Below are 24,628 nucleotides of genomic sequence, written 5' to 3' on the forward strand. Positions count from 1 at the left end.
TAAAAGAGAAAATTCAATGATTTATATCGAAGTTCTAGCTAGTCTGGTGATTTGGTTAAGTTTCTGGTCACTTATTCCTCGTGATGAGTGGTGGTTTCGCGGAGCCGACTTCCCACGTTTACAGATTCTATTTATTGGTTTATTGGCCTTTGTGGGTATGCTGTTTTGGCCTACCGAATGGAATCTATGGCGTGAAATATTGCTTGCTGCGCTCATTGCTGCCATCGCCTATCAGCTTAAAATGGTTTTACCTTATACCCTATTTTGGAAAAAACAGGTTAAGCAGGTGAGGCGGTCTCAATTAGACCCTCAAAAGCAGATTTCATTGATTGTATCGAATGTTCTAACCCCTAATGATAAATATCATTTACTTCTTGAACAGATTCGGACATTAAAACCTGATTTATTGCTTACCTTGGAAAGTGACAAGACATGGGAAAATGCTTTAAAAGAAATTGAAGAAGATTATCCTCATCGTGTTCCTGTGCCTTTAGATAACTTATATGGAATGCATTTATATAGTCGCTTACCTCTATCAAATACAGAAGTTAAATTTATTTTGAGTGATGAAATTCCTTCAATTCACACCACTGTAACTTTACGATCTGGTATGCCAGTTCAGTTATATTGTTTGCATCCTAAGCCACCGAGTCCAACCGAGGCGAAAGATTCAACACTACGTGATGCAGAGCTTTTAATTGTTGGAGATCAGATTAAGGACTTAGATGAAAGCTGTATTGTGATGGGGGATTTAAACGATGTAGCATGGTCACGTACTACTCGGTTATTTCAGCGGATTAGCGGGTTACTTGACCCCCGGGTTGGTCGTCATTTTATTAATACCTTCCATGCAGATTATCCATTGCTGCGTTGGTCTTTAGACCATATTTTTCATAGTACTGATTTTGGTCTAGTTAAAATGAAACGGTTGCCACATATTGGATCGGATCATTTTCCAGTATATGTCGTTTTGCAGACCGGTCGGGTGTTTGAACAAATTCAAGAAGAATTGGAACAAACCCAAAATGATGAAGAAGAGGCTCAAAGCGCTATACAAGAAGGAATTGCCAAGGCTGAAAAAGAAGAAAAAATTGTGACTGATGAAATCGCACAGCCTTATAAATAAAAAGCATATAAAAATCGATGTAAGCAATATCGTACAAAGATTTGAGTCTAGGGCCAATAGGCAGAGGGGTATAAAAACCTTATTCTACATTCATCGGCACACGGAAACGGGAATGGACGATCCCACGTAAGGATACACTAAGCTGATATGGAATAAGCATCACGGATCAGATGTTGGAACGGAAACGATAAAAATAACGATTAACCTGAAAGCACAACCTCATTTACCCGAGTTTTGCAGGACGCAGAACTCGGGTTAATATTTTATATATACCTCATTTAATTCATGGCAAATACAAGAAATATTGTTAAGTTAATCTTAATTTAAAAATCTATTTAACTGTAGGTAAGAGTTCATAAGTTCTTTATATATCTGAGCAATTTTAAATGAAAAATAGATAAAAATTTTTTTTTGATAAGTTTTTGTTTTTATAGATTATTGATGAATAAATATAGGCTTTGATCTATTTAGATATAAATTGGGGTTGTTTAATTGGCAAATCTCAATAGAATGTGCCGATCGTTGACATGTTGGATCGTCAACAGGCATTGTTGTTTATTTCGCCGGATCGGCGAGTTGTGATTTGTTTGTGCATTTAAATTTCTGTTTGGAAATTATTGTACATATTGAGGTTTCACTCTTAGTTAGTGGTCTTCTCCCTCTCATATTTGATACTTTGCGGTGCATAAGGATTGTCTTATGAAGAATTTTAAATTTAGCCTTGCTTGGCAAATTTTAATTGCTTTAGTCCTAGGGATAGTTGTAGGGGCTGTTTTACATAACCAGCCTGAAATCAAAGATAGTATTGTGAATAATGTTCTTACGCCAATGGGTAAGATCTTTATTAGCCTGATCAAAATGATTGTTATTCCAATCGTTTTCTCTACCTTAATTTTAGGTATTGCAGGTGTTGGCAGTACGAAAAGTTTAGGGCGTCTTGGTTTTAAAACCATTCTCTATTTTGAAATTATTACCACGATTGCCATTTTAGTTGGTTTGGTTGCAGCAAATATCTTCCATCCTGGTTCAGGCATTGATATGTCTCAACTGGTTCAAACCGATATTTCTCAATATAAGAGTACAGCTCAAGAAGTTGGTTCTCAATCGCATGGTTTGGTACAGACAGTTTTGTCAATGATTCCAACCAATATTATTAACTCGATGGCACATGGCGAAATGTTGCCAGTGATTTTCTTCGCCGTGTTATTTGGTATTGGTTTATCTTCATTGCCAGAGAAGACCAAAGATCCATTGTTAAGCGTATTTCATGCTGTGTCAGAAACAATGTTCCGTGTGACACACATCATTATGAAATATGCACCATTTGGTGTGTTTGGTTTGATCGCTGTAACTGTTGCGAACTTCGGTTTCGCATCATTAATTCCATTAGCTAAATTAGTGGTATTAGTTTACGTAGCTATCTTATTCTTTGCTTTTGTGGTTTTAGGAATCACTGCAAAAATGTTCGGTATCAATATCCTTATTCTAATGAAGATATTGAAAGATGAACTGATCTTAGCTTACTCAACAGCGAGCTCGGAAACTGTTCTACCGCGTATTATGCAAAAAATGGAAGACTACGGTGCACCAAAAGCAATTTCTAGTTTTGTAATTCCAACGGGTTATTCATTTAACCTTGACGGTTCAACACTTTACCAAAGTATTGCTGCTATCTTTATTGCGCAGCTTTATGGTATTGACATGTCAATTGGTCAACAAGTTCTTTTAGTTGTAACCTTAATGATTACTTCTAAAGGTATTGCTGGTGTTCCTGGTGTATCATTCGTGGTGTTATTAGCTACGTTACATACAGTTGGTATTCCACTTGAAGGCTTAGCATTTATTGCTGGTGTTGACCGTATCATGGATATGGCGCGTACCGCATTGAACGTTGTAGGTAATGCACTTGCAGTACTTGTGATTAGTAAATGGGAAAAACAATACGACAGCGAGAAAGCAGCAGCTTATGAGGCAACTTATAAATAATCTGCCTTGTTATTGTAGTAAAAACCCGCGTTGATCGCGGGTTTTTTTATGAGGTTATTTCAGTATAGATTCATATAGTGCCAGTGTCTGATCACACATGTCTTTCAAGCTAAACATGGTAACAGGGGCAACGACTTGAGGCTGTTCAATATGCTGTTCCACAGTTTCCACTAAAACCTTTTCATTTCCTACTTCAACAAGACCTTGTGGATACACATTAGATAAAATCTCGGCAACACCTCCACGGTTCCAGCCAATGACTGGCGTACCTACTGAGAGCGCTTCTAAGGCTGTTCTGCCAAATGTTTCTGCTTGATTGGATAGAGAGAGCACAATATCGCTAAAAGCGAGCCATTCACGTATATCTGAGCGATGTCCTACGAAGGTAATTTTATCTGCGAGACCTTTACTTTGAATGGTGCTTTGCAGTTCACTTAAATAGGCCTGTTTTTTTGTATCAGCACCGCCGACTACAACCGCATGTAGTTGAGGATATTGTTCACCTAGTTTTTGCATAAGTTCAATTAAGCTTTCATGGCCTTTTAAACGTGTAATACGGCCGGGTAAGCAAAGTAAAAATTTATTTTCGAGCTCAGGAAAGTCATTAAAAACTTGATTGAACCATTGTGCTGGAGGGTGATAGTTATGCGGAAAAGCAGCTTGGTCAATCCCTCGATAAATCCGAACAATATCTTGTGGTGGGCAACTTTTATAATGCTCAGTGATGTATTTGACCACGCTATCAGAAACAGCAATGACTTTCTCGGCCTGAGTCATAATTGCGCTATAACGATTGACTGAGTAGAAGCCATGTACCGTGCTAATGAGGTGAGGGCGTTTATTTTTAGGTATTTTTCTTAAAGCAAAATGAGTTAACCATGCGGGTACACGAGAACGTACATGAACAATATCGGGTTGATGCTGTTCAATAAGCTGGTGTAAAGGCCGAATCTGCCACAAGCTTGAAAGTGACTTTTTATGAATCGGTAGTGTTAGGTGAGTAGAACCTTCAGCTTCGAGCTGTGAAACTAAGCGCCCGCCATTGGACACAACAATAGACTGATGGCCTTGTGCAACAAGCGCACGTGCGATTTCAAGTGTGCCGCGTTCTACGCCACCGCTATTGAGTTCTGGGAGAAGTTGCATCACTTTCATTATTTTTGCCTTTAGGTTGTAGCAAAGCGAGGTCTTGCAGTTTATTCATTCAATATTTGGAGTTTACTCCTTACTTTTGTTTTGGCAAAAGTAACAAAACCATTTGTTGGATTAACGACACATCCATGATGTCGTAGTTCAACGGGCGACATCCTTGTCGCCTTCGCACGATAGTACATACTGGATATTATTTAGATGTTTATAACTATGATGCGGTAATTACGGAAGATTATTTAATAAATTTCTTCATATCCTTCAGGACGTGTTTTAAAGCGACGGTGGAACCACATATATTGCGTCGGTGCGATTCGAAGCTGATTTTCAATAATTTTATTGACGCGTGTTGCATCATCAACTTCATCATCACTTGGCATATTGTCGACGGCAGGTTCAATCAGAACATGATATTTGGGGTTCTTAATATCCCCATGACGGTAGAAATATAAAGGCACGGCGACTGCTTTTGAGATTTTTAATAAGCGGCGGTGTGCAGTGACTGTGGCAGCTGGTACACCAAAGAAAGGTGCCATAACGCCTTGTTTTAAACCAAAGTCTTGATCGGGACTATACCAAATTGCATCACCATCTTTAAGGTGACGAATTAAACCACGCATATCGTCATGATCGATTTGTGCTTTATAGATGGTGCCACGGCAACGATAAATAAGCATATCGAGTAATGGATTATTTTGAGGGCGATAGACAACATCAGGTTCAAAATATTGAGCACAAAGATAGCCGCCTGCATCAAGAAGCGTACTATGAGTCCCCAGTAATAAAACACCTTTGCCTTGAGCTTGGGCATCGGTAATGTGATCTAAACCTTCAATAGTGACTCGGTTTTTAAACCAGCGCGGGTTGTACCATGCATTTAAGGTTTCAAACACGCCAAGCATCATATCGACAAAAACTTGTTGAGCTTGCTGTTGAACTTTATCGGTAGACCATTCAGGAAAGCAGACTTCTAAATTACGAATAGTGGTTTTACGGCGTGATTTTAGATATTTCCAAGCCAGATGAGCTACGCTATGCGCCAGACGCCATTGTATGGCCCATGGTAAAATAGCCAAAAGCATTAAAAAAACAATAGCAATCCAAACACCCCAATATTTAGGCAATAAAAAGGACCATTGAAACTCACCGGGCGTATAAGACTGCTTTTGGCTCATAACGATATAAAGATTTCAAAAAATTAAAACTGGCAAAAGTGTATCACGAACTGAATTTATCGTCGTAATACACTGTTCAATTGAGTGTTAAGAGGTTTGGAAATAAGAAGGTTGGTTTATCGGCGATTTTCTAAAAGAATTTTAACAGCGAGTCCGGCTAATACAGTTCCCATGAGCCAGCGTTGTATATTTGCCCAAAGAGGCTTTTCTTGTAGAAAAAGTGCAATGCTACCCGCAGAAAGTACAATAAGAGCATTTACTGAAACGCTTACAAAAATTTGAATCGTACCAAGTTGGATTGATTGCCATAAAATACTGCCTTGTTGTGGGTGAATAAACTGTGGCAGTAAAGATAAATACATAATGGCAATTTTAGGATTAAGCAAGTTTGTGGCAAAACCCATTAAAAAGAGTTTAGCTGGGGAATCTACTGATAAATCTTTTACATTAAAAATAGGTGAGGCATTTGGGCGTAATGCTTTCCATGCAAGCCAGAGTAAATAAATTGCACCCGCAATACGAATAGTGTCATAGGCGTAGGGAACAGCTACAATTAACGCCGTAATACCAAAAGATGCGCAAAGCATATAAAAGATAAAGCCTACAGCTACCCCACCTAAAGAAATAAATCCAGCGGTTTTCCCTTGGCAAATCGAACGAGAAATAAGGTAAATCATATTGGGGCCAGGAGTGAGTACCATCGCCAAACAAATTAGTCCAAATGCCAAAATTTGAGAAAGCTCTAGCATGTGAAAACACTCCAATATTATTATGCTGTTAGGTATAACATAATTATTTTTAGAAGTCTTATATTCAAGCACAAGGCTATTTTTAAAATACTGAAAATAGCGAAGATATAATCCATTATAGGAATGTGATGTATAAGCTTTGATTTTAAAAAAGCTTATATTCTTAATATAAAAAAAGAGCCCCCTTAATTTAAGGAGGCTCTTTTTTACGTTCTTTTTAGCAAAGTAAAGCTGATTAGTTTCCTTTGCTCATTTGTTCAAGCACGTCCCAACGTTCCAATTTTTCAAGTAATAACTCGTCAATTTCTGTAAGACGTTGGCTTGCTTTTGTTGCTGCATCAGCATCTTTAACAAACCATGAACCATCTGCAAGTTTCTCAGAAAGTTCTGCTTGCTCCTTTTCTAAGTTTTCAATTTCAGCGGGTAATTGTTCAAGTTCACGCTGATCTTTATAACTCAGTTTTACTTTTTTAACACTGTTCTGAGCTGCGGCTTTTTCAGCTTCAGCTTTTGCCTGAGCTTTTTTTACATCAGATTTCTGGTCTACAACTTTATCATCTGGACGCTGTTGCAAATAGTCTTGATATCCACCGATGTACTCTGCAATGTTGCCTTTACCATCAAATACCCACGTTGATGTTACTACGTTATCCATAAACGCACGGTCATGGCTAATGAGAAGCAAAGTGCCTTTGTATTCGGCTAACATTTCTTCAAGTAGCTCAAGGGTTACCATATCCAAGTCATTGGTTGGCTCATCCATTACAATTAGATTGGATGGTTTGAGCAGCAATTTAGCCAGTAAGATACGATTTCGTTCACCACCAGAAAGTGCTTTTACTGGAGTACGAGCACGTTCAGGTGAAAATAAGAAGTCTTGTAGATAGCTGTAGATATGACGACGGTTGCCATTCACATCAACGAAGTCAGAGCCTTCTGAAACGTTGGCCATTACCGTTTTTTCAAGGTCTAAGGCATTACGTAACTGGTCAAAATAAGCAACTTCTAACTGTGTGCCTGTTTTAACTGAACCGCCATGTTCGATTGTACCTAAAATAGCTTTAATCAATGTCGTTTTACCAACACCGTTATCGCCGACTAAACCAATACGGTCACCGCGCATGACAAGGGCAGAAAAATCTTTGATGAGTAGATTGTCACCATAAGATACGCTTAAATGTTCGATATCGAATACTAATTTACCAGAACGATTTGCATCTTGAGTTGCCATACTCACTTTGCCTTGTTGTGAGCGGCGTGCTTTAGATTCTTCTCGTAAGGCTTTTAGGGCACGAACACGGCCTTCATTACGCGTACGACGTGCCTTAATACCTTGGCGAATCCAAGCCTCTTCTTCAGCTAGTTTTTTATCAAATAAAGCATTCTGTTTTTCTTCGGCTTCCATTTGCTGAGCTTTAAGCTCTAAATAACGTGAATAGTTACCTTCATAAGTGCGTAAAACGCCTCGATCGAGTTCTACAATTCGAGTTGCAATGCTATCTACAAAAGAACGGTCATGCGAGATAAACAGAAGCGTTAAATTATTTTGATCCAGTAAAAATTTTTCTAACCATTCAATACTTTCAACATCTAAATGGTTCGTTGGTTCGTCTAGAAGTAATACATCTGGTTGTGTCAATAGAGCGCGAGCTAATAAAACACGGCGCTTACGTCCACCAGACAGGTCTGCTAAGTCGGCATTTGGATCGAGACCCATTTTGCTTAGAAGAGCATTTACTTTATTTTCGAGTGCCCAACCGTCTAATTGGTCTAGCTTATGCTGAAGGTTACCCATACGGTCACAGGCTTCCATATCTCCTAGCATACAAGCGTCAGTTGCTTCATGATAAGCTCTGAGTACTTCTGCTGCTTCTCCTGCACCATCTGCCACAATGTCGGCTACTTTGCCAGAGTCCATTGGAACGTCTTGGGCTAACATTGAAACAGTTAGACCATTTTGAATGGAAACTTCACCAGAATCTGGTAATAGGCTTCCCTCGATCAGTTTAAGTAAAGTAGACTTACCTTCACCATTACGCCCAATTAAACAGACTCGTTCGCCACGTTCTAGATTAAAGTTCGCGCCATCGAGCAGGGCAGGTCCGCCAAAAGCAAGTTGGACATCCCTTAGGGTAATATAGGCCATAATGTTTTCCAGAATCTCAAATGAGGATTTAAATGACTAAACCACCATATCATGATGATCAAGCGTCATTGTCCGCACCCATTGAAGATTTGCAAGTGCGAATTACATTTTTGGATGATTTAGTTGAAGAATTAAATCAACAACTCGCTATTCAGACCCAAGAAATAGCTGATTTAAAAAAACAAATGCAATTTCTTTATCAACGTATGGAATCATCGGATTTATCAGAAGGTATTGCCGCTTTTGACCCATTAACCAATAAACCTCCTCACTATTAATAATGGCAAGTTCAATACTTGCCATTTTATTAGGGGATATTTATTAATTTTGCTTAAAAACCATGCAATACAATTTTCCCTTTTGTTGTACCACTTTCAATTTGTTGGTGAGCCAGTTTTAGGTTTTGAGCATTAATTGGGCTTAAAACTTGCGAAAGAGTCGTCTTGATTTTACCTGCGTCAACAAGTTCGGAAACCTCATTGAGTAACTCACTTTGTTTAACCATGTCTTGGGTTTGATACATGGAACGAGTGAACATAAATTCCCAGTGCACTGATACAGACTTAGATTTAAAAGGTTTAATATCTAACTGTGCTGGATCATCAATTAAGCCAAAATGACCTTGTGGTGCAATCAATTCTACGATGTCTGATAAATGTTGATCTGTTTGGGTAGTCGAGAACACATATAAAGGTGCATTTAAACCTAATTGATTGATTTGTATTGTTAAAGGTTGACTATGATCTAGTACATAATCAGCATCGAGTTGCTTAACCCACTCTTTAGTTTCTGCTCGTGAGGCTGTTGTAATAATCGTTAGGTTAGTCAGTTGCTTGAGTAGTTGAATTGTGATTGAACCAACACCGCCAGCCCCACCAATCACTAATATTGATGTATTTTCTGGGGCAACTTTTGGGACCTGTAACCGATCAAATAGCATTTCCCATGCCGTGATTGCGGTTAAAGGAAGGGCCGCTGCTTCTCTTGGTTCTAAGGTCTTTGGTTTATGGCCCACAATGCGTTCATCAACCAACTGTAATTCACTATTACTGCCTTGGCGATTGAGTGCACCCGCATACCAAACCACATCTCCGACTTTAAATTGTGAGACTTTGTCTCCAATCGCTTCAACGACACCTACCGCATCCCAGCCAAGAGTCTTCCACTGATTATTATCTGCGCTTACATTCTTACGAATTTTTGTGTCTACAGGGTTCACAGAGACCGCTTGGACACGGACAAGTAGATCATGACCTTCTGCAACAGGTGTCTCTAGTTCGACGTCAACCAGTGCCTCTGGTGATGTAATGGGACCTGCTTTTTGATATGCCACAGCTTTCATAATAATAATTCCTCTTGTTGGGAGTTTGATCATAACGTAAGCTTAAAATAAGTGACTACTGACAAATAACGCTCATAGTGTCAAAAAGGATACTGTAAAATGGCAAAAGCACGACATTCAAGTTTTGATTGCTCTCCGGGTTGTTCAGTTGAAGCAGCCATTAGTTTGATTGATGGAAAGTGGAAATGCGTCATTCTTTGGCATTTATTTAATGAAGGCACCTTAAGGTTTAATGAAATTCGAAAGCGTGTTCCAAGCATTACTCAAAGAATGCTGACAAATCAGTTACGTGAGTTAGAACAAGACGGAATTATCCATCGGGAAGTTTATCCTCAAGTTCCGCCTAAGGTTGAGTACTCTCTAACTGATTTAGGGCGGAGTCTAGAGCAAATTTTGTTTGCTTTAAAATTATGGGGAGATGCCCATCTTGATCAGTTTGGTAAATTGACATTGGTTGCGAGCGATCAGAACCCTTAAACATATTTAAATAATCTCACGGCAATTTGGACCTTGAAATACCGATATTTTGGGCCTTGCGATCTTATCGGGCATTATTTTTATGATGTAACTTGCGTTTTCTGGTCAGCTTATGCAACTCTAATAAAAGAGATTAATAGGTTTTGCTATGGACAATATGGGAATTTGGGTTACCGTTATCATTGTTCTTTTCGTACTAGGCTCCATTTTTGGTTTAAGAGTGAGCCCACGTGAAAAGGCACTTGGTATTATGCGAGATAAAGCCCGTAAAATAGGGTTGCATCCACGTGTAATTGTTGCACCTGAATGGACACATGTCCCAATGGCTACTGAAAAACGTGCCAGCATGGTTGCTTATTATAGTGTATTGATTCCTGATGCCCGTTTATCCTTAATGCGTGCTCGCGTTATAGACGGCAAGTTAAAAGTAATTCAGGGTGATGAGAAATTTAATGATTCTCCCATTGCATTAAAAGGGATTTATGCTATTGATATGCAGGCAAACTGTGTAGGGCTTTATTGGGATGAGGAATCAGACCTAAGAGCGACACAATTAGATGAGATGAAGGCTTATCTGTTGGCCTTGGCTAAAGCCTGATTTTTAAATTTATTGGTATAGGAATAACATTTTATATGGCGAATACCTCGCGCTCTGCATCTCAAAGCACAGCATCTACTGCACCTGCTGCACCTAAACGTGCCTTAGTGATTGTGGAGTCGCCTGCCAAAGCGAAAACCATCAATAAATATTTGGGTTCGCAATTCATTGTAAAGTCTTCTGTAGGTCACGTACGTGACTTGCCAACAGGCGGCAGTAAATCAACAGAGAAAAAGCCGGCTGCCCGGACTAAACTCACCGAAGCCGAAAAAGAACAAAAAGCTAGTCAGGCTTTAGTTAATCGTATGGGGGTTGATCCTGAACATGGTTGGGAAGCTCATTACGAAGTTCTGCCCGGTAAAGAAAATGTTGTTGCTGAACTCAAAAAACTCGCCAAAGATGCCGATGCAATCTATCTCGCAACGGACTTGGATAGAGAAGGGGAAGCCATTGCTTGGCACCTAAGAGAAGTTATCGGTGGTGATGATAGTCGTTATCACCGCGTGGTGTTTAACGAAATTACTAAAAATGCCATTCAAGAAGCATTTAAACAGCCAACACGTCTAGATCTAAATCGTGTAAATGCTCAGCAAGCACGTCGTTTCTTAGACCGTGTAGTGGGCTTTATGGTTTCACCATTACTTTGGGAAAAAATTGCCCGTGGTTTATCTGCCGGACGTGTGCAGTCAGTAGCAGTGAAACTGGTTGTAGAGCGTGAGCGTGAAATTCGTGCGTTTATTCCAGAAGAATATTGGCAAGTTTTTGCAGATACTCAGTCCAAAAAAGATGATATTCGTCTTGAAGCATTTAGGCAGGCTGGTAAAACCCTTAAACTGAAAAATAAAGCTGAAACTGATGCTTTATTAGATGTTCTAAAGGGTGCTGAATATAAAGTTGCACAGCGTGAAGATAAACCAACTAAGGTCAATCCAAGCGCACCTTACATTACTTCAACTTTGCAACAGGCTGCGAGTACACGTTTAGGCTTTTCTGTAAAGAAAACCATGATGTTAGCTCAGCGTTTATATGAAGCAGGTTTTATTACCTATATGCGTACTGACTCAACTTTCTTGAGTGATGATGCAGTAAGCATGGTACGTGCTCATATTGAAAGCCAATATGGTGAAAAATATTTACCGGCAAAGCCAAACCGCTACGGTAACAAAGCGGGTGCTCAAGAAGCCCATGAGGCGATTCGTCCGTCAAATGTTGCGCTTAGTGGCGATCAACTTGCGGGTGTAGAACGTGATGCTCAACGTCTATATGATTTGATCTGGCGTCAATTTGTTGCGTGTCAAATGACACCAGCAGAATATTTATCTTCTACTTTAATTGTTGAAGCAGCGAATGTTGAGTTAAAGGCGAAAGGCCGTACGCTTGTATTTGAAGGCTTCACTAAAGTACGTGGAGCGAATAAGTCAGATGACGATATTATTTTACCTGCAATTAAAGTAGGCGAAATCTTAAAGTTAGAAAAGTTAGATCCAAGTCAGCACTTTACTAAACCACCTGCACGTTTTACTGAAGCATCTTTAGTTAAAGAGCTTGAAAAACGTAGTATTGGCCGTCCTTCGACCTATGCAGCTATTATTTCTACCATTCAGGAACGTGGTTACGTTAAGTTAGAAAACCGTCGTCTTTTCGCCGAAAAAATGGGTGAAATTGTGACGGATCGTCTGGATGAAAGTTTTAATAACTTGATGAATTATGCCTTTACGGCAGACCTTGAGGGGCAGCTTGATAAAGTTGCAACAGGCGAGCGTAACTGGAAAGAGTTACTAGATACTTTCTACGGCGACTTTAAGAAACGTCTGACCAATGCTCAAGGCGAGCATGGAATGCGCCGTAACCAACCAGTTGAAGTGCCAGCAGTGCATTGTCCTGAATGCTCACGTCCAATGCAGATTCGTACGGGTACAACTGGTGTATTCTTAGGGTGTTCTGGCTATAACTTGCCACCTAAAGAGCGTTGTAAAGGTACACTGAACTTAACACCTGTTGAGTCGTTAGCTGCTCTATCTGATGATGATGGTGCAGAAACAGCAGACTTGATGTCAAAGCATCGCTGTGAGAAATGTGGCACTGCCATGGACAGCTATGTGATTGATGGTGGTCGTAAACTGCACGTATGTGGTAACAACCCGGACTGTGATGGTTTTGAGCTTGAAGAAGGTGAGTTCAAGATCAAGGGTTATGATGGCCCAACGATTCCATGTGATAAATGTGATGGTGAAATGCAGCTTAAGACGGGTCGTTTTGGTCCATATTTCGCTTGTACCAGTTGTGACAATACACGTAAAGTCTTGAAGAGTGGTCAACCTGCACCTCCACGTGTAGAACCGATCAAGATGGAACACCTACGTTCAGCGAAACATGATGACTTCTTTGTGTTACGTGATGGCGCAGCAGGTTTATTCTTGGCAGCGAGTAAATTCCCGAAAATTCGTGAAACACGCGCACCAAAAGTTGCAGAGTTACGTAGTGTGGCAGCTCAGCTTGATCCAAAATATCAATTTATTTTACAAGCACCAGATGTAGACCCAGAAGGTAATCCAGCAGTTGTGAAATTCAGTCGTAAGAATCAATCACAATATGTAGGCTCGGAAACACCGGAGGGTAAACAAACCAAATGGAGCCTGATTTATCAAGATGGTAAATGGGTTGAGGGTTAAACAAGCCCACTATAAAAAATGCTAGCTCAGCTAGCATTTTTTATATCTAAAACAATAAAAGAAAATTTTAATTTTATGGGGAATAAGAATGTGGAAAAACATTCGGGTCTTATGCTTATTAATTATTTTGTTGATTGTTGCTGTTCAGGCATGGCGAGATCAAAATCAAGACTGGAATCACACAGTTGTAGTCGTTCTACACCCAGTGAATGCTGATGGTTTACAGACAACACAGACTTATACTGATCAATTGAAAAATGAAGATTTTTGGGCAATTAAAAACTATCTAGATGAATGGTCACAGCATTATCGTGGGCAAACAGGAAACTTTGTAATTCGTTTAGGACAACAGTTACAGCAACGTCCACCAGAGGTTCCTGAAAATGCCAATATCTTGCATGTTATGTGGTGGAGCCTAAAGTTTCGTTTTTATGCATGGCGACAACAACAACCCGAGGATAGTGGAGCCTCATTCAAACTTTACTTAAATTATTATGATCCGAATTATCAGAAAGTCTTAATCCATTCGACTGCTTTAGAAAAAGGTCGCATTGGTAGTGTTAATTTATTTGCGACCAAAACACAAGCTTCACAAAATCAAGTCGTCATCGTTCATGAGCTTTTACATGGCTTTGGAGCACAGGACAAATATGATTTAAAAACAGGACAGCCGGTTTATCCTCTAGGTTATGCTCAACCAGAAAAAATTCCTCTTTATCCGCAAATTCAAGCTGAAATTATGGGAGGTCATACTGCCTTATCTGAGCAGAGTAGTAAAATGCCTAATAATTTACAAGAAACGATCATAGGTTTACCTACTGCCCGAGAAATTGGCTGGGTGAAATAAAACTGTGGATAAATACTGCTTTATCCACATCAATTGTTAAGAAACGATGCAGATTTTATACAGACAAAAAGTGTGAAGTACATCACTATTGTTAGGTAGATGAAATTCTAATACCTGATAATAAGAGTAGCCATGATGAAAACTGTAGGTAATGATTTGGTACGTAATCAGTTACATGCTGACCGTAAATGGTATTTGATATTAGGCTTTGTGCTTATTGGTTTTGGTTTGATTTTATTTAGTTCATTGCCATTTGCGACTTTTTCTGTCGTTTTTTTATTTGGAATACTCATGATGGTCGGCGGTGTGTTACATCTCGTCGCGGCTATGAGTGTTTTTAAAGGCGCAAGTAGATGGTTATGGGCACTGTTTGGTGTGCTTTATCTCATGGCTGGCTATTACGCTTTTTCTACTCCAGTCACTACAGCTGTGGTTTTGACAAGTTTATTATCAATAGCGCTTATCATTGCTGGTGCTATACGTACTATAAATGCAATTTTACTTAAGCCCATTACAGGATGGGGCTGGACCTTGTTTTCAGGACTGCTCACCTTATTTACTGGTATTCTAATTTTGGTTTCTAAAGATTCACCTTTTTGGGTGCTGGGAATGTTCCTTGCTGTTGATATCTTATTTCAGGGAATTAACTTCCTTGGTTTAGCTTCAGCCATTAAACATCTTCCATCTAGTTCAAAAACAGTATCTTAAAAAAAACAATATCGAATCAAAGAGCACTTTAAGTGCTCTTTTTGTTTTTAGGACAGGCAGACCCATCCGTTGCTGGGCTCTGTTAAACTATGCCTTGGTGTGTTAGCGATATGTGTTATGAGTCTTGCAAAATTAATTAATGAACTAAATGCTCAGCAAAAAAAAGCAGCAACAACGTCTGCACAGAACTGTTTAGTTTTGGCGGGTGCTGGTTGTGGCAAGACTAAAACGATTGTTGCACGTGCAGCCTATTTAATTGATCAAGGCTTACCAGCGAACCAAATTCAGATTTTAACTTTTACTCGACGCGCTGCGAGTGAGATTGTTGCAAGAGTAGAACAACATGTGGGAGCACAGGCAAAGGGTCTGAGAGCTTCAACTTTTCATACTTTTTGTATGTATTTACTGCGCCGTAATCCACAAGCTTTTGGGTTAAATCAATTTAGTATTATTGATCGTGATGATCAGTTGCTCATGTTTCGCTTATTAAGAGGCAAAGACAAAGATAACGTCTTACCTAAAGCCGCAGAGCTATGCGATTTATATTCTTATGCCAGAAATACTCAAACAAAACTTTCTGAAGCATTAATCAAACAGCTTCCAGAAGCCTATGAGCATAAGACTCAAATTGCAGATTTGATGAAAACCTATGAGCAACGTAAAAGAGAACGTAATTTTTTAGATTATGACGATATTTTGTCAATTGTAGCTGTCCATTTGCAAAATTCTGAAGCACTCACCAACTGGGTTGCAGGTTTTTGTCAGGCACTGCTGGTTGATGAAATGCAAGATACCAATCCTTTGCAGTGGGCTTTATTACAACCATTGATTGGCAAAGTGAAGTTGTTTTGTGTTGGCGATGATGCCCAGTCGATTTATGGTTTTCGCGGTGCAGACTTTGAAAATATCCATTCTTTTAAAGAGCGGATACCTGACGCAGTCATTCATACACTGGATTTAAATTACCGTTCGACCCAAGAAATCTTGGATTTATCAAATTGGTTATTAGCAAATAGCCCAATTGATTATCAAAAACAGCTGCAAGCCCATCGTGGTCAAGGCCAAAAGCCTCAGCTACATTTGTTTGGTAATGAGTATGAAGAAGCAAACTGGATTGCACAGGACTTAATAACGCGACATCAGCAAGGTGCAAGCTGGCACGATCATATGATTTTGGTGCGTTCTGGCTATAGTGCACGATATCTGGAAGGAGCTTTTATTGCTGCTGAATTACCTTACCGTTTTATTGGTGGGGTAAAACTTCTTGAGTCTGCTCATGTGAAAGACGTACTTAGCCTGCTACGTATTGTGAGCAATCCTCACGATGATTTGGCGTGGATGCGTTTTTTAACCTTGTGGGATGGTATTGGTGATGTTGGTGCAAGTAAGCTCGCTCAAGATCTGATGGGAATTGCTGATGTTGAGGAGCGCTGCAATCGTCTAGAACGTCATGGCAAAGTCCCTTTACAGGCTATTTTAATTTTAAAGCAGTTAGATGTATTGCAGCAGCATGTTGAAGCAAGTATTGGCTTAGCACTCGATGCTTTAGGTGAACAACTCGAGCAAAATTATAAAACTAAAGATTGGTCACGCCGGTTAAAAGACTTTGATTTGGTCAAGCAACTTGCACGTAAACATGCATCTTTAGGTGAGTTTCTTGAAGAATATGTTCTTGAACCTATTTCAGTTTCTGAAATTGAAAAAGCAGCTGATCAGGATTTAGTGACTTTAATTACGATTCATTCAGCTAAAGGTGCTGAACAGAAAGTCTGCTATGTACCTCATGTATCGCCAAATCAATATCCTTATGCAAGGGCACAGGGCGATTTTGATGATGTCGAAGAAGAGCGCCGCGTATTGTATGTTGCATTAACACGTGCAGAAAATGAATTAATTTTGACTAAGCAAAACCTCAATACATGGTCAGAAGACAATTATGATGAACAAGGTCGTAAAATCGAAAGTTATTTCCTAAATGATCTTCCTGCACATTTGGTTCAGGCAAAGATTCATAGGCAAGTACCTCAGCCATTTGCTAAAAAGCAATGGAACCGTTCACCTGCAGTAAATTTAGGTTTTGGTATCGATCTGGATTAAACTACTGTATAAGACACTGTGATTACTTAAATATATTGGCTGCTCCCTTTTATTGCCAATTAAGGTTAGAAAATGAAGATATTAGTTCGTAATTTAGATCGTGCTGTGAGTGAAACTGAAATTTTAGAGTTATTCAAAGCATTTGGTAAAGTTGAAACGTGTGTTCTTGTTACTGATAAAGACACAGGTAAATCGAAAGGTTTTGGTTTTGTTGAAATGCCTAACCCACGTGAAGCAATTAAGGCAATTAAAGGCTTAAACCTGCTTAAAGTTAAAGGCAATGGAATTCGCGTTAAAGCAGCTGAAGAATAAGTCTTCAGTGTGAAAAGACAGTTTTTAGCTCTTTCGATTGTCGCGCCAAATGGTACTCGTATCACTGAAGGTATAAAAACACTTGAAGTGCGTTCATGGGTACCTACAAAACTGCCAATCAAAGATCTATTAATTGTCGAGAACCAAAATTTTTTGGTCAAAGATACTGATGAAGAACAGGGAGTTGCTGTCGCTTTGGTTGATATCGACTCTATTCATGCTTGGCGAAATGATGAAATTGAGCCCGCATGTGCAACTGCTTGGGACGAGGGATATTTTGCTTGGGTTTTAAGTAATGTTCGCCCTATAAGGCAGCCATTAAAAACTTTAGCTAAACGTAAAATTTATCAAGTTGAGCTGGATTTACCATAAATAACGTTGATTTTATTAATGGAGTCGTTAAGCTAAAGATTAGCTGTTGCAATAGCGATTTTAGAACAGGAAAGTTTAGTTATGTCACGTGTTGCTCGTTATCATGCCGATCGTACCAATCAGAAGCTCTATTTTGCGCGCTTAGCGTGTCAACAGGCTGAACAGACCGATCATGTGCAGCAGATACAAGCTCACCGTGAAGCAGCTGTATTCCACCTACATGGTGCAATGTTAGCTTTCTTACAAGAATTGGTACGTTATTATCGTTTAAATGATTTACAACCTACCTTAAAATCTATTGAGGAACATATGGCGGCAAAAGGGCAGGTTTCTCCTGAAGTCTCTGTTTTGCAGCAATTGGCAAAAGATGGTTTCGTTGCTGAGTTAAAGCGAGCTTATCGTATGTGTCAATATGCGCCGGAACCAAAAGAGCCGACCCCTGAAGAAGAGACATCCTCTAACCTGATTATCAAAGTAACTCAAGGTCCTCAATCTTGGTTGCCTGATGTCAAAATTTTGCGTGAATGGCATCGAGAATTAACCCATTTAATTGATGGTTTTCGTAATGAAATGGTCGAGTTCTAAAATTAAACTGTCCTAGTGCTTGAAATTTAGTGTGGATGTGCCTATATAAATAAGACAAGAGATGCAAAGTGCAAGGGTGCTTTGCCACCATGTTGAAACATGGAGGAAGTATATGTCTATACAGCAATTGAAAGAGTTATTTGGAAATCAAGAAGCAGTGTTGGAATTAGTCCAACTCGAAGGTGGTGAACTTGCCTTGCGTAATGCTGGTTCTGAGAATGAACCCTTGGTCAAAATTCAATTTAGTGATGAAGTAAAAGCAATCTTAGGTGAACAAACACCTGTGGTTGCCCAACATATGATTCAGGCTGCATTGTTTGGACTGCTTGAGAAGCAGGTAAATGAGTGGCAGGCTGAGGTAGTAGACGAACAGCCTAAATTCTTGAGCTAATAAAAAGCGTACTCTTGAGTACGCTTTTTATATCAGTTAATGAATAGTTGACTGATGGGCAAGCTCGATCTGATTTACTATATGATGGCTCATATTCTTTGCCATTTCCTCTTTAGCATAGAACACTTCACCAATATTCTCATCTCGAATGATAGCCGCTTCTTCTTTACTTTCTGCGCAAATTAACACCTGAATTTGAGGGTTTAATTGCTTAGCAATCGCCACAATACGGTGAATATCTAGAATATCCATAGGTGAAATCACCAAGAGCCGTGCATGCATGATATGTGCTTGAATTAAAACACTTGGCTCAGTTGCAACCCCACTGACTGCTGCAATATTCGAGTTACGCAGTTTTTCTACGATTTCACGATTCTCTTCGGCAATAACAACCTTAATATTCTCATTAATTAAATTTTCAGTGATACGTCGTCCCACACCGCCATATCCAACAATGACGACCTGATCGCGTAAATAGGCTTGATCAACTTCATCAGGTAACATTGCTAATGGGTCACCACTACGTTCAAGAAGACGGGCTAAGTGAGAGCGCTCACGAATCCAGCGTTGTACTGGTTCAATTGCAGAGAATATAAAAGAGTTCAGCGTAATTGAAAATAAAGCACCAGCTAGAATCAGATTTTGAGCTTCTAGGCTTAATAGGCCTAAAGAAACACCAAGGGTAGCCAAAATAAATGAAAACTCACCAATTTGGGCCAAACTCGCGCCAACTGTAAGGGCTGTATTGATTGGATAGCGGAAGAATAAAACCAATGCCATTGCAGCAACTGTTTTACCTACCATAATAATGGCGATAACGGCCAAAATATGGAGCGGACGTTCAACAAGAATATGTGGGTCAAACAGCATGCCCACAGAGACAAAAAACAGAATTGAGAAAATTTCGCGTAATGGAAGCGTTTCTTCTTCTGCGCGGTGGCTAAAGTCTGATTCTTTAACAACCATCCCTGCAAAGAAAGCTCCTAATGCCATTGAAACCCCAAAAATGGCATAAGACCCATAGGCAATAGAAACAGCAGCTGCAACAACGGTGAGGGTGAATAACTCTCTTGAACCTAAACGAGCAACAAACTGCATAATAATAGGAACAACACGTTTACCTACAATCAGCATAAAGGCAATAAAGCCAACTACTTTTAATAAAGTGAGCCCAAGGGTTAACCAGATATTACCATCTGCACCTTCTGGTGCTTTCCCACCGAGTAAAACTGCTGTAGCTGGAAGGAGTACTAAAACAAGTACCATGACTAAATCTTCGACTAACAGCCAACCCACAGCAATTTTGCCGTTGACTGAATCTAAAAGACCTCGGTCTCCTAAAGCTTTTAATAATACAACAGTACTCGCACACGACAGACTTAAGCCAAAAACGAGTGCAGAACCAAAGCTCCATCCCCATAGCATGGATACGCCAACTCCTAATAGGGTGGCGACCGCAATTTGTAAAATCGCGCCTGGTAGAGCAATACGGCGAACGAGCAATAGGTCATTTAATGAAAAGTGCATCCCTACACCAAACATCAGGAACATGACCCCGAGTTCTGCAAGCTGGTTAGCAAGATGCATATCAGCTTCTATGCCGGGTGTATTTGGACTAATAATAATTCCGGCAATTAAATAGCCAATAAGAGGGGGAAGTCGTAATCGGGCTGCAAGATAACCAAAGAAGAGGGCAACACCGAAACCAACAGCAAGTAAAACAATTAAATCTACGTCATGCGGCACTAAAAACTCCTTTTACGTGAGTTAGGCTAAAGACAAGCATAAAAAATGCCAAGGCGAAATATGTGGAAAGTTTAACAAAAAAAAGCCAGGTATAAAAAAAATGCAAAAAAAAACGACCTCATTGTGAAGTCGTTTTTTTCGAGGCTAAAATTATTTGATTTTAGCTTCTTTGAAAATCACGTGTTGACGGATTTTTGGATCAAATTTTTTGATTTCCATTTTTTCCGGCATAGTACGTTTGTTTTTAGTCGTGGTATAGAAATAACCTGTACCAGCTGTAGAAACGAGACGAATCTTATCACGCATTGTTCAGACTCCTTAGATCTTTTGACCTTGAGCACGAAGGTCTGCAACAACCTTTTCGATACCCAATTTGTCAATAATACGCATACCTTTAGTGGTTAAACGAAGACGTACAAAACGTTTTTCGCTTTCTAACCAGAAACGGTGGTGGTGCAGGTTCGGCTCGAACCGGCGCTTGGTTTTGTTGTTGGCGTGTGAGACGTTGTTACCAACGACTGGACGCTTGCCGGTAACTTGGCAAACCTTAGACATGGTGTAACTCCATTGATTCAGCCAACAGCAAATCTGTGGCCAGTCATACTAAATGTAAACGGATGAATTCATTCAAGGGGCGTTTTATACCAAAAATACGATTAAAAGACAAGCGGAATTGGTAAAAACGAGGCATGATTTAGTATAACAGATCATGCCTTGATCAGTTAGCGCAACAAGGTTTTCGAAATGAAACGATGAATGGGCTTATTGAACGGTGGAAGAATGTATTTAAGACTATAAAGTTTTGGATTTGACATCACCGAACGTTCATGAGAAAGACTGAAAAAGCCCTCTGGTCCGTGATATTTACCCATACCTGATGCGCCAATTCCTCCAAAGGGTAAATCATCCTGAGCCACATGGGTAATGACCATGTTGATTCCGAAATGTCCTGAGTGGGTGTGCTGCGCAACATAATCAGCACGCGCCTGATCATAGTCGAAATAATACATAGCTAAAGGACGTGGGCGACTATTAATAAATTCGATGACTTCTTCTATTTGGTCATATTCTAAAATTGGCAGAATAGGACCAAAAATTTCATTTTGCATAATGTCCATTGCAGTCGTTACGCCTGTAACTAAAGTCGGTGCAATTTTACGGACATCATCTAAAATTTCATTTTGTGGATTAATTTCAACAATACGAGCACCTTGATCGCGGGCATTTTCAAGGTAGCCCTGAATACGGTTGTATTGCTTGTCATTAATAATAGATGTGTAATCTTGATTATTGCGGAAGTGTGGATACATACCAGCCACAATCAATTTAAAGTTTTCGATGAACTCAGCAGTTTTTCCGCGCGGTAAGAAAATATGGTCAGGTGCAACACAAGTTTGTCCTGCATTCCATAATTTACCTACAGCAATACGTTGAGCCACATCTTTCATATCCATAGATGCATGCACAAGTGCAGGAGATTTTCCGCCTAACTCAAGAATCACTGGAACCAGGTTTTGAGCTGCGGCTGCCATCACTGTTTTACCAACAGAAGTTGAGCCTGTGAAAATCATTTTGTCAAAAGGCAAATGACTAAAAGCATCTGAAATAACGCCACCACCATTTACCACAGCAACTAATTCTTGTGGAAAGGCTTCTGCTAATACACTTTCAAGGACTCGCCCAAAATTTGGAGAGGCACTAGAAATCTTGATCATGGCATGGTTGCCCGCTGCCAACGCACAGATTAATGGTCCAACTGAAAGCAGCAATGGGTAGTTCCATGGTGTAATAATACCAATTACACCCATAGGTTGATATTGTACCCAACCTTTTGCTGGTTGATGTAATACACTGATATGGCGTTTTGAAGGTTTCATCCACGCTGTCAGATGTTTGCTGTAATATTTGATTTGTTCCAAACTGGTGAGTAACTCACCAATTTTTGTTTCCATAACTGCACGATTGCCATAATCAAGGTTAATTGCGTCGGCAATCTGATCTTGATATTTTACCAAGACTCTTTTAAGACGAGCTAAACGATCAATACGCTCTTTAGCAGTGGGTACCGGATGACGTAAATAAGCAAGCTTTTGATGTTCAAGCAAGTCATGTAAATGCTTAACATCATAAGGAAGCTGAGTCTCTGGATTTGTTTTTGTTTGACTGTTCATCGGTACTTACCAAATACATTGATATGTTTATTTTTTAGAGTAAATACTCTAAATAGTCAAGTCAGTTTATGTGTTCAAGTCTTAACCATTTGAATTATTAAAGGTTATTAAAATGTCTCAACCTAAAGCTCTGAAGACAAAAGACCGGATTTTACAAATCAGTTTGCAGCTTTTTAACGAGCGAGGTGAACGGTCGGTTACAACCAATCATATTGCTGCGGAGTTAGGTATCAGTCCCGGAAACTTGTATTATCATTTCCGGAACAAGCATGAAATTATTAAGGAATTAATGTATCAATATCAGGCCGAGACTTTGGAAGTACTTTCTTTACCTGACGATAGACCATTAACGACTAATGATAAAATCAATTATTTTCAAGTACTAAGTGGCCAGTTATGGAGTTACCGTTTTATTCATCGTGATGTTTATCATTTAGTTGAAAGTAACGAAGACTTTAAAAAGATTTATCCACGTTTTGCGGGGCAGGTCATGCAGCAGGGGCAAAGAATTTATCAAGCCTTTGTAGATGCAGGTCTTATGAAAATGACAGCGTCAGAAATTGAAGCACTCATTATTAACCTCTGGATTGTATTAACAAACTGGACAAACTTTTTGTATATGTCTGGTCATATTAGTGACAATAACCATTTAGAAGAAAAATGGGTTTGGCAAGCATTACGCCAAATGGTTTTCCTTGAAGGGCCTTATCTTATGGGTGAAAGCCGAGCAACTTATGAGCAGTTGCTTGAATCTCTTGGACCTTCAGATCTATTTGCTAGCTTATCGTCCTTAAAAGACGAATAGTTGTGCTTGTTTATTTAGGGCGCTAGAATACTCGGCCTATTAAAAAATTTATCTCAATTAAGTGATATTAACCAAATGAATATGACCACTGCCAATACAGCCCGTTTACTGATTACTTGTGAAGACAAGCCAGGGATCGTACAAGCGGTATCGAGCTTTTTGTATCACCAAGGTGCAAACATTACCGCGCTTGATCAGTATGCGACGGAAGCTCAGGGCGGACGTTATTTCATGCGTGTTGAATTTGAACTTGACCACTTACAGTCGCGTAAAGATGCCTTAATCCAGACTTTTGCTGCGAACGTTGCTGAGCGTTATGGCATGCAATGGCGCCTTGCTTTCGTAAATGATGTTAAAAAAGTCGGTATTTTAGTTTCCAAAGTTGACCATGCATTGCTTGAATTGTTATGGCGTCATGCACGTGGTTCGTTACATTGTGAAATTACTCATGTTATTTCAAATCATGAAGATTTACGTGAATCTGTTGAAAACTTCGGGATTCCATTTACTGTAATTAAAGTCACCAAAGACAATAAAGCTGAAGCTTATGCGCAAATTGATGAAATGATGCAAGGCAACGATTTATTGGTTCTTGCACGTTACATGCAGATTTTAAGCGAAGATTTTGTTGCAAAATGGGAAATGAAAATCATCAATATTCACCATTCTTTCTTGCCAGCTTTTGTGGGTGCTAACCCATATAAGCAAGCTTATGAAAAAGGTGTGAAGTTGATTGGTGCGACAGCTCACTATGTGACTGCCGACCTTGACCAAGGCCCAATTATTGAGCAAGACGTTGAGCGTGTGAGTCATGACTATAATGTTGAGCAATTACGTGAGCTTGGTGAAGATGTAGAGCGTAATGTATTGGCTCGCGCAGTGAAGTGGCATTTAGAAGACCGTATTATTGTTGATGGTAATAAGACTGTTGTTTTTTAAATAACCGCTATCTTAAAAAAGCACGCTTTATGCGTGTTTTTTTATATTTAAAATATTTATGAAATGATATAACATATCAATGATTGAGTTAGTTTGTGATAGCATTGGTTTTGTTCAATATGAAGTTATTCAAGCAATATAAGTTTGATTAAGTGAATGATGAGCAAGTGATCAACACTGATGTAACTATGAGAAAACTAAAGCAAAGACACTTAATAGATACAAATGGGTGACA

General features: G+C 39.5%; 24 protein-coding genes. 15 read left to right on the forward strand and 9 right to left on the reverse strand.

The features are described from left to right. Positions 1–16 precede the first annotated feature (16 nt). Together ACPF64_RS06500 and gltP are read left to right on the forward strand one after the other, a co-directional pair. On the forward strand, positions 17–1,126 hold the full coding sequence (locus ACPF64_RS06500; protein ID WP_426455854.1) for an endonuclease/exonuclease/phosphatase family protein: 1,110 nt from the start codon (positions 17–19) through the stop codon (positions 1,124–1,126). 699 nt (positions 1,127–1,825) lie between these two features. After that, complete coding sequence (gene gltP, locus ACPF64_RS06505; protein WP_003654734.1) at positions 1,826–3,112, forward strand: glutamate/aspartate:proton symporter GltP; 1,287 nt, start codon at positions 1,826–1,828, stop codon at positions 3,110–3,112. A gap of 54 nt (positions 3,113–3,166) precedes the next feature. Here the strand turns inward: gltP and ACPF64_RS06510 are convergent, their stop codons facing one another. The 4 genes from ACPF64_RS06510 to ACPF64_RS06525 form a co-directional block, all read right to left on the reverse strand. Beyond that, positions 3,167–4,267, reverse strand: a complete 1,101-nt coding sequence (locus tag ACPF64_RS06510; RefSeq protein WP_426455855.1) for a glycosyltransferase family 4 protein — start codon at positions 4,265–4,267, stop codon at positions 3,167–3,169. A gap of 233 nt (positions 4,268–4,500) precedes the next feature. After that, complete coding sequence (locus tag ACPF64_RS06515) at positions 4,501–5,436, reverse strand: lauroyl acyltransferase (RefSeq protein ID WP_426455856.1); 936 nt, start codon at positions 5,434–5,436, stop codon at positions 4,501–4,503. A 116-nt stretch (positions 5,437–5,552) separates the two neighbouring features. Further along, positions 5,553–6,185: a LysE family translocator gene (locus ACPF64_RS06520; protein ID WP_017388434.1), complete on the reverse strand. Its 633-nt coding sequence runs from the start codon at positions 6,183–6,185 to the stop codon at positions 5,553–5,555. A 235-nt stretch (positions 6,186–6,420) separates the two neighbouring features. After that, a complete protein-coding gene (locus ACPF64_RS06525) occupies positions 6,421–8,331 on the reverse strand; it encodes an ATP-binding cassette domain-containing protein (protein WP_056482973.1) in 1,911 nt (636 codons plus the stop codon). A gap of 32 nt (positions 8,332–8,363) precedes the next feature. Here ACPF64_RS06525 and ACPF64_RS06530 point away from each other — a divergent pair, with 32 nt between their 5' ends. Further along, positions 8,364–8,609, forward strand: a complete 246-nt coding sequence (locus tag ACPF64_RS06530) for a SlyX family protein (protein ID WP_003654743.1) — start codon at positions 8,364–8,366, stop codon at positions 8,607–8,609. A gap of 53 nt (positions 8,610–8,662) precedes the next feature. On the opposite strand, the gene ACPF64_RS06535 is transcribed toward ACPF64_RS06530, so the two are convergent. Next, positions 8,663–9,673, reverse strand: a complete 1,011-nt coding sequence (locus tag ACPF64_RS06535; RefSeq protein WP_426455857.1) for a zinc-binding alcohol dehydrogenase family protein — start codon at positions 9,671–9,673, stop codon at positions 8,663–8,665. Between the two features lie 99 nt (positions 9,674–9,772). On the opposite strand from ACPF64_RS06535, the gene ACPF64_RS06540 reads away from it, so the two are divergent. The 10 genes from ACPF64_RS06540 to ACPF64_RS06585 all read left to right on the forward strand — a co-directional run bounded on the left by ACPF64_RS06540 (position 9,773) and on the right by ACPF64_RS06585 (position 18,732). After that, the gene (locus ACPF64_RS06540) at positions 9,773–10,150 is read left to right on the forward strand and encodes a winged helix-turn-helix transcriptional regulator (protein ID WP_003654748.1); all 378 of its coding nucleotides are present in this window, start codon (positions 9,773–9,775) and stop codon (positions 10,148–10,150) included. Between the two features lie 148 nt (positions 10,151–10,298). Beyond that, positions 10,299–10,748, forward strand: a complete 450-nt coding sequence (locus ACPF64_RS06545; RefSeq protein ID WP_003654749.1) for a hypothetical protein — start codon at positions 10,299–10,301, stop codon at positions 10,746–10,748. Positions 10,749–10,783: 35 nt separating this feature from the next. Continuing rightward, entirely contained in the window at positions 10,784–13,420 is a 2,637-nt protein-coding gene (gene topA, locus ACPF64_RS06550) for a type I DNA topoisomerase (RefSeq protein WP_426455858.1), read from the forward strand. 88 nt (positions 13,421–13,508) lie between these two features. Further along, the gene (locus ACPF64_RS06555; protein ID WP_426455859.1) at positions 13,509–14,267 is read left to right on the forward strand and encodes a hypothetical protein; all 759 of its coding nucleotides are present in this window, start codon (positions 13,509–13,511) and stop codon (positions 14,265–14,267) included. A gap of 135 nt (positions 14,268–14,402) precedes the next feature. After that, the gene (locus ACPF64_RS06560) at positions 14,403–14,975 is read left to right on the forward strand and encodes an HdeD family acid-resistance protein (protein WP_016801770.1); all 573 of its coding nucleotides are present in this window, start codon (positions 14,403–14,405) and stop codon (positions 14,973–14,975) included. A gap of 117 nt (positions 14,976–15,092) precedes the next feature. Continuing rightward, a complete protein-coding gene (locus ACPF64_RS06565; RefSeq protein ID WP_151743519.1) occupies positions 15,093–17,072 on the forward strand; it encodes an ATP-dependent helicase in 1,980 nt (659 codons plus the stop codon). Between the two features lie 72 nt (positions 17,073–17,144). Further along, a complete protein-coding gene (locus ACPF64_RS06570) occupies positions 17,145–17,384 on the forward strand; it encodes an RNA recognition motif domain-containing protein (RefSeq protein WP_003654760.1) in 240 nt (79 codons plus the stop codon). A gap of 9 nt (positions 17,385–17,393) precedes the next feature. Then, positions 17,394–17,756, forward strand: coding sequence for an ASCH domain-containing protein (locus ACPF64_RS06575; RefSeq protein ID WP_426455860.1), 363 nt, complete (start codon positions 17,394–17,396; stop codon positions 17,754–17,756). Between the two features lie 81 nt (positions 17,757–17,837). Next, on the forward strand, positions 17,838–18,341 hold the full coding sequence (locus ACPF64_RS06580; protein WP_003654765.1) for a DUF6586 family protein: 504 nt from the start codon (positions 17,838–17,840) through the stop codon (positions 18,339–18,341). Between the two features lie 112 nt (positions 18,342–18,453). Beyond that, complete coding sequence (locus tag ACPF64_RS06585; RefSeq protein ID WP_003654767.1) at positions 18,454–18,732, forward strand: hypothetical protein; 279 nt, start codon at positions 18,454–18,456, stop codon at positions 18,730–18,732. Positions 18,733–18,768: 36 nt separating this feature from the next. Here ACPF64_RS06585 and ACPF64_RS06590 read toward each other — a convergent pair whose 3' ends face one another. From ACPF64_RS06590 to ACPF64_RS06605, 4 genes are all read right to left on the reverse strand, one after another. Next, positions 18,769–20,478 carry a cation:proton antiporter gene (locus ACPF64_RS06590; protein ID WP_426455861.1) on the reverse strand — a complete coding sequence of 570 codons (1,710 nt, stop codon included), beginning with the start codon at positions 20,476–20,478 and terminating at the stop codon, positions 18,769–18,771. Between the two features lie 150 nt (positions 20,479–20,628). Beyond that, positions 20,629–20,784, reverse strand: a complete 156-nt coding sequence (gene rpmG / locus ACPF64_RS06595) for a 50S ribosomal protein L33 (RefSeq protein ID WP_003654787.1) — start codon at positions 20,782–20,784, stop codon at positions 20,629–20,631. Between the two features lie 12 nt (positions 20,785–20,796). Further along, complete coding sequence (gene rpmB, locus ACPF64_RS06600; RefSeq protein ID WP_000048256.1) at positions 20,797–21,033, reverse strand: 50S ribosomal protein L28; 237 nt, start codon at positions 21,031–21,033, stop codon at positions 20,797–20,799. A 167-nt stretch (positions 21,034–21,200) separates the two neighbouring features. Beyond that, positions 21,201–22,649: a coniferyl aldehyde dehydrogenase gene (locus ACPF64_RS06605; RefSeq protein WP_198079053.1), complete on the reverse strand. Its 1,449-nt coding sequence runs from the start codon at positions 22,647–22,649 to the stop codon at positions 21,201–21,203. 112 nt (positions 22,650–22,761) lie between these two features. On the opposite strand from ACPF64_RS06605, the gene ACPF64_RS06610 reads away from it, so the two are divergent. Both ACPF64_RS06610 and purU read left to right on the forward strand, forming a co-directional pair. Then, positions 22,762–23,454, forward strand: a complete 693-nt coding sequence (locus ACPF64_RS06610) for a TetR/AcrR family transcriptional regulator (RefSeq protein ID WP_003654791.1) — start codon at positions 22,762–22,764, stop codon at positions 23,452–23,454. 75 nt (positions 23,455–23,529) lie between these two features. Further along, on the forward strand, positions 23,530–24,393 hold the full coding sequence (gene purU, locus ACPF64_RS06615) for a formyltetrahydrofolate deformylase (protein WP_005036989.1): 864 nt from the start codon (positions 23,530–23,532) through the stop codon (positions 24,391–24,393). The last annotated feature ends 235 nt before the right edge of the window (positions 24,394–24,628 follow it).

This window comes from Acinetobacter sp. KB005 (genome assembly GCF_049949095.1).
GTDB lineage: Bacteria > Pseudomonadota > Gammaproteobacteria > Pseudomonadales > Moraxellaceae > Acinetobacter > Acinetobacter calcoaceticus.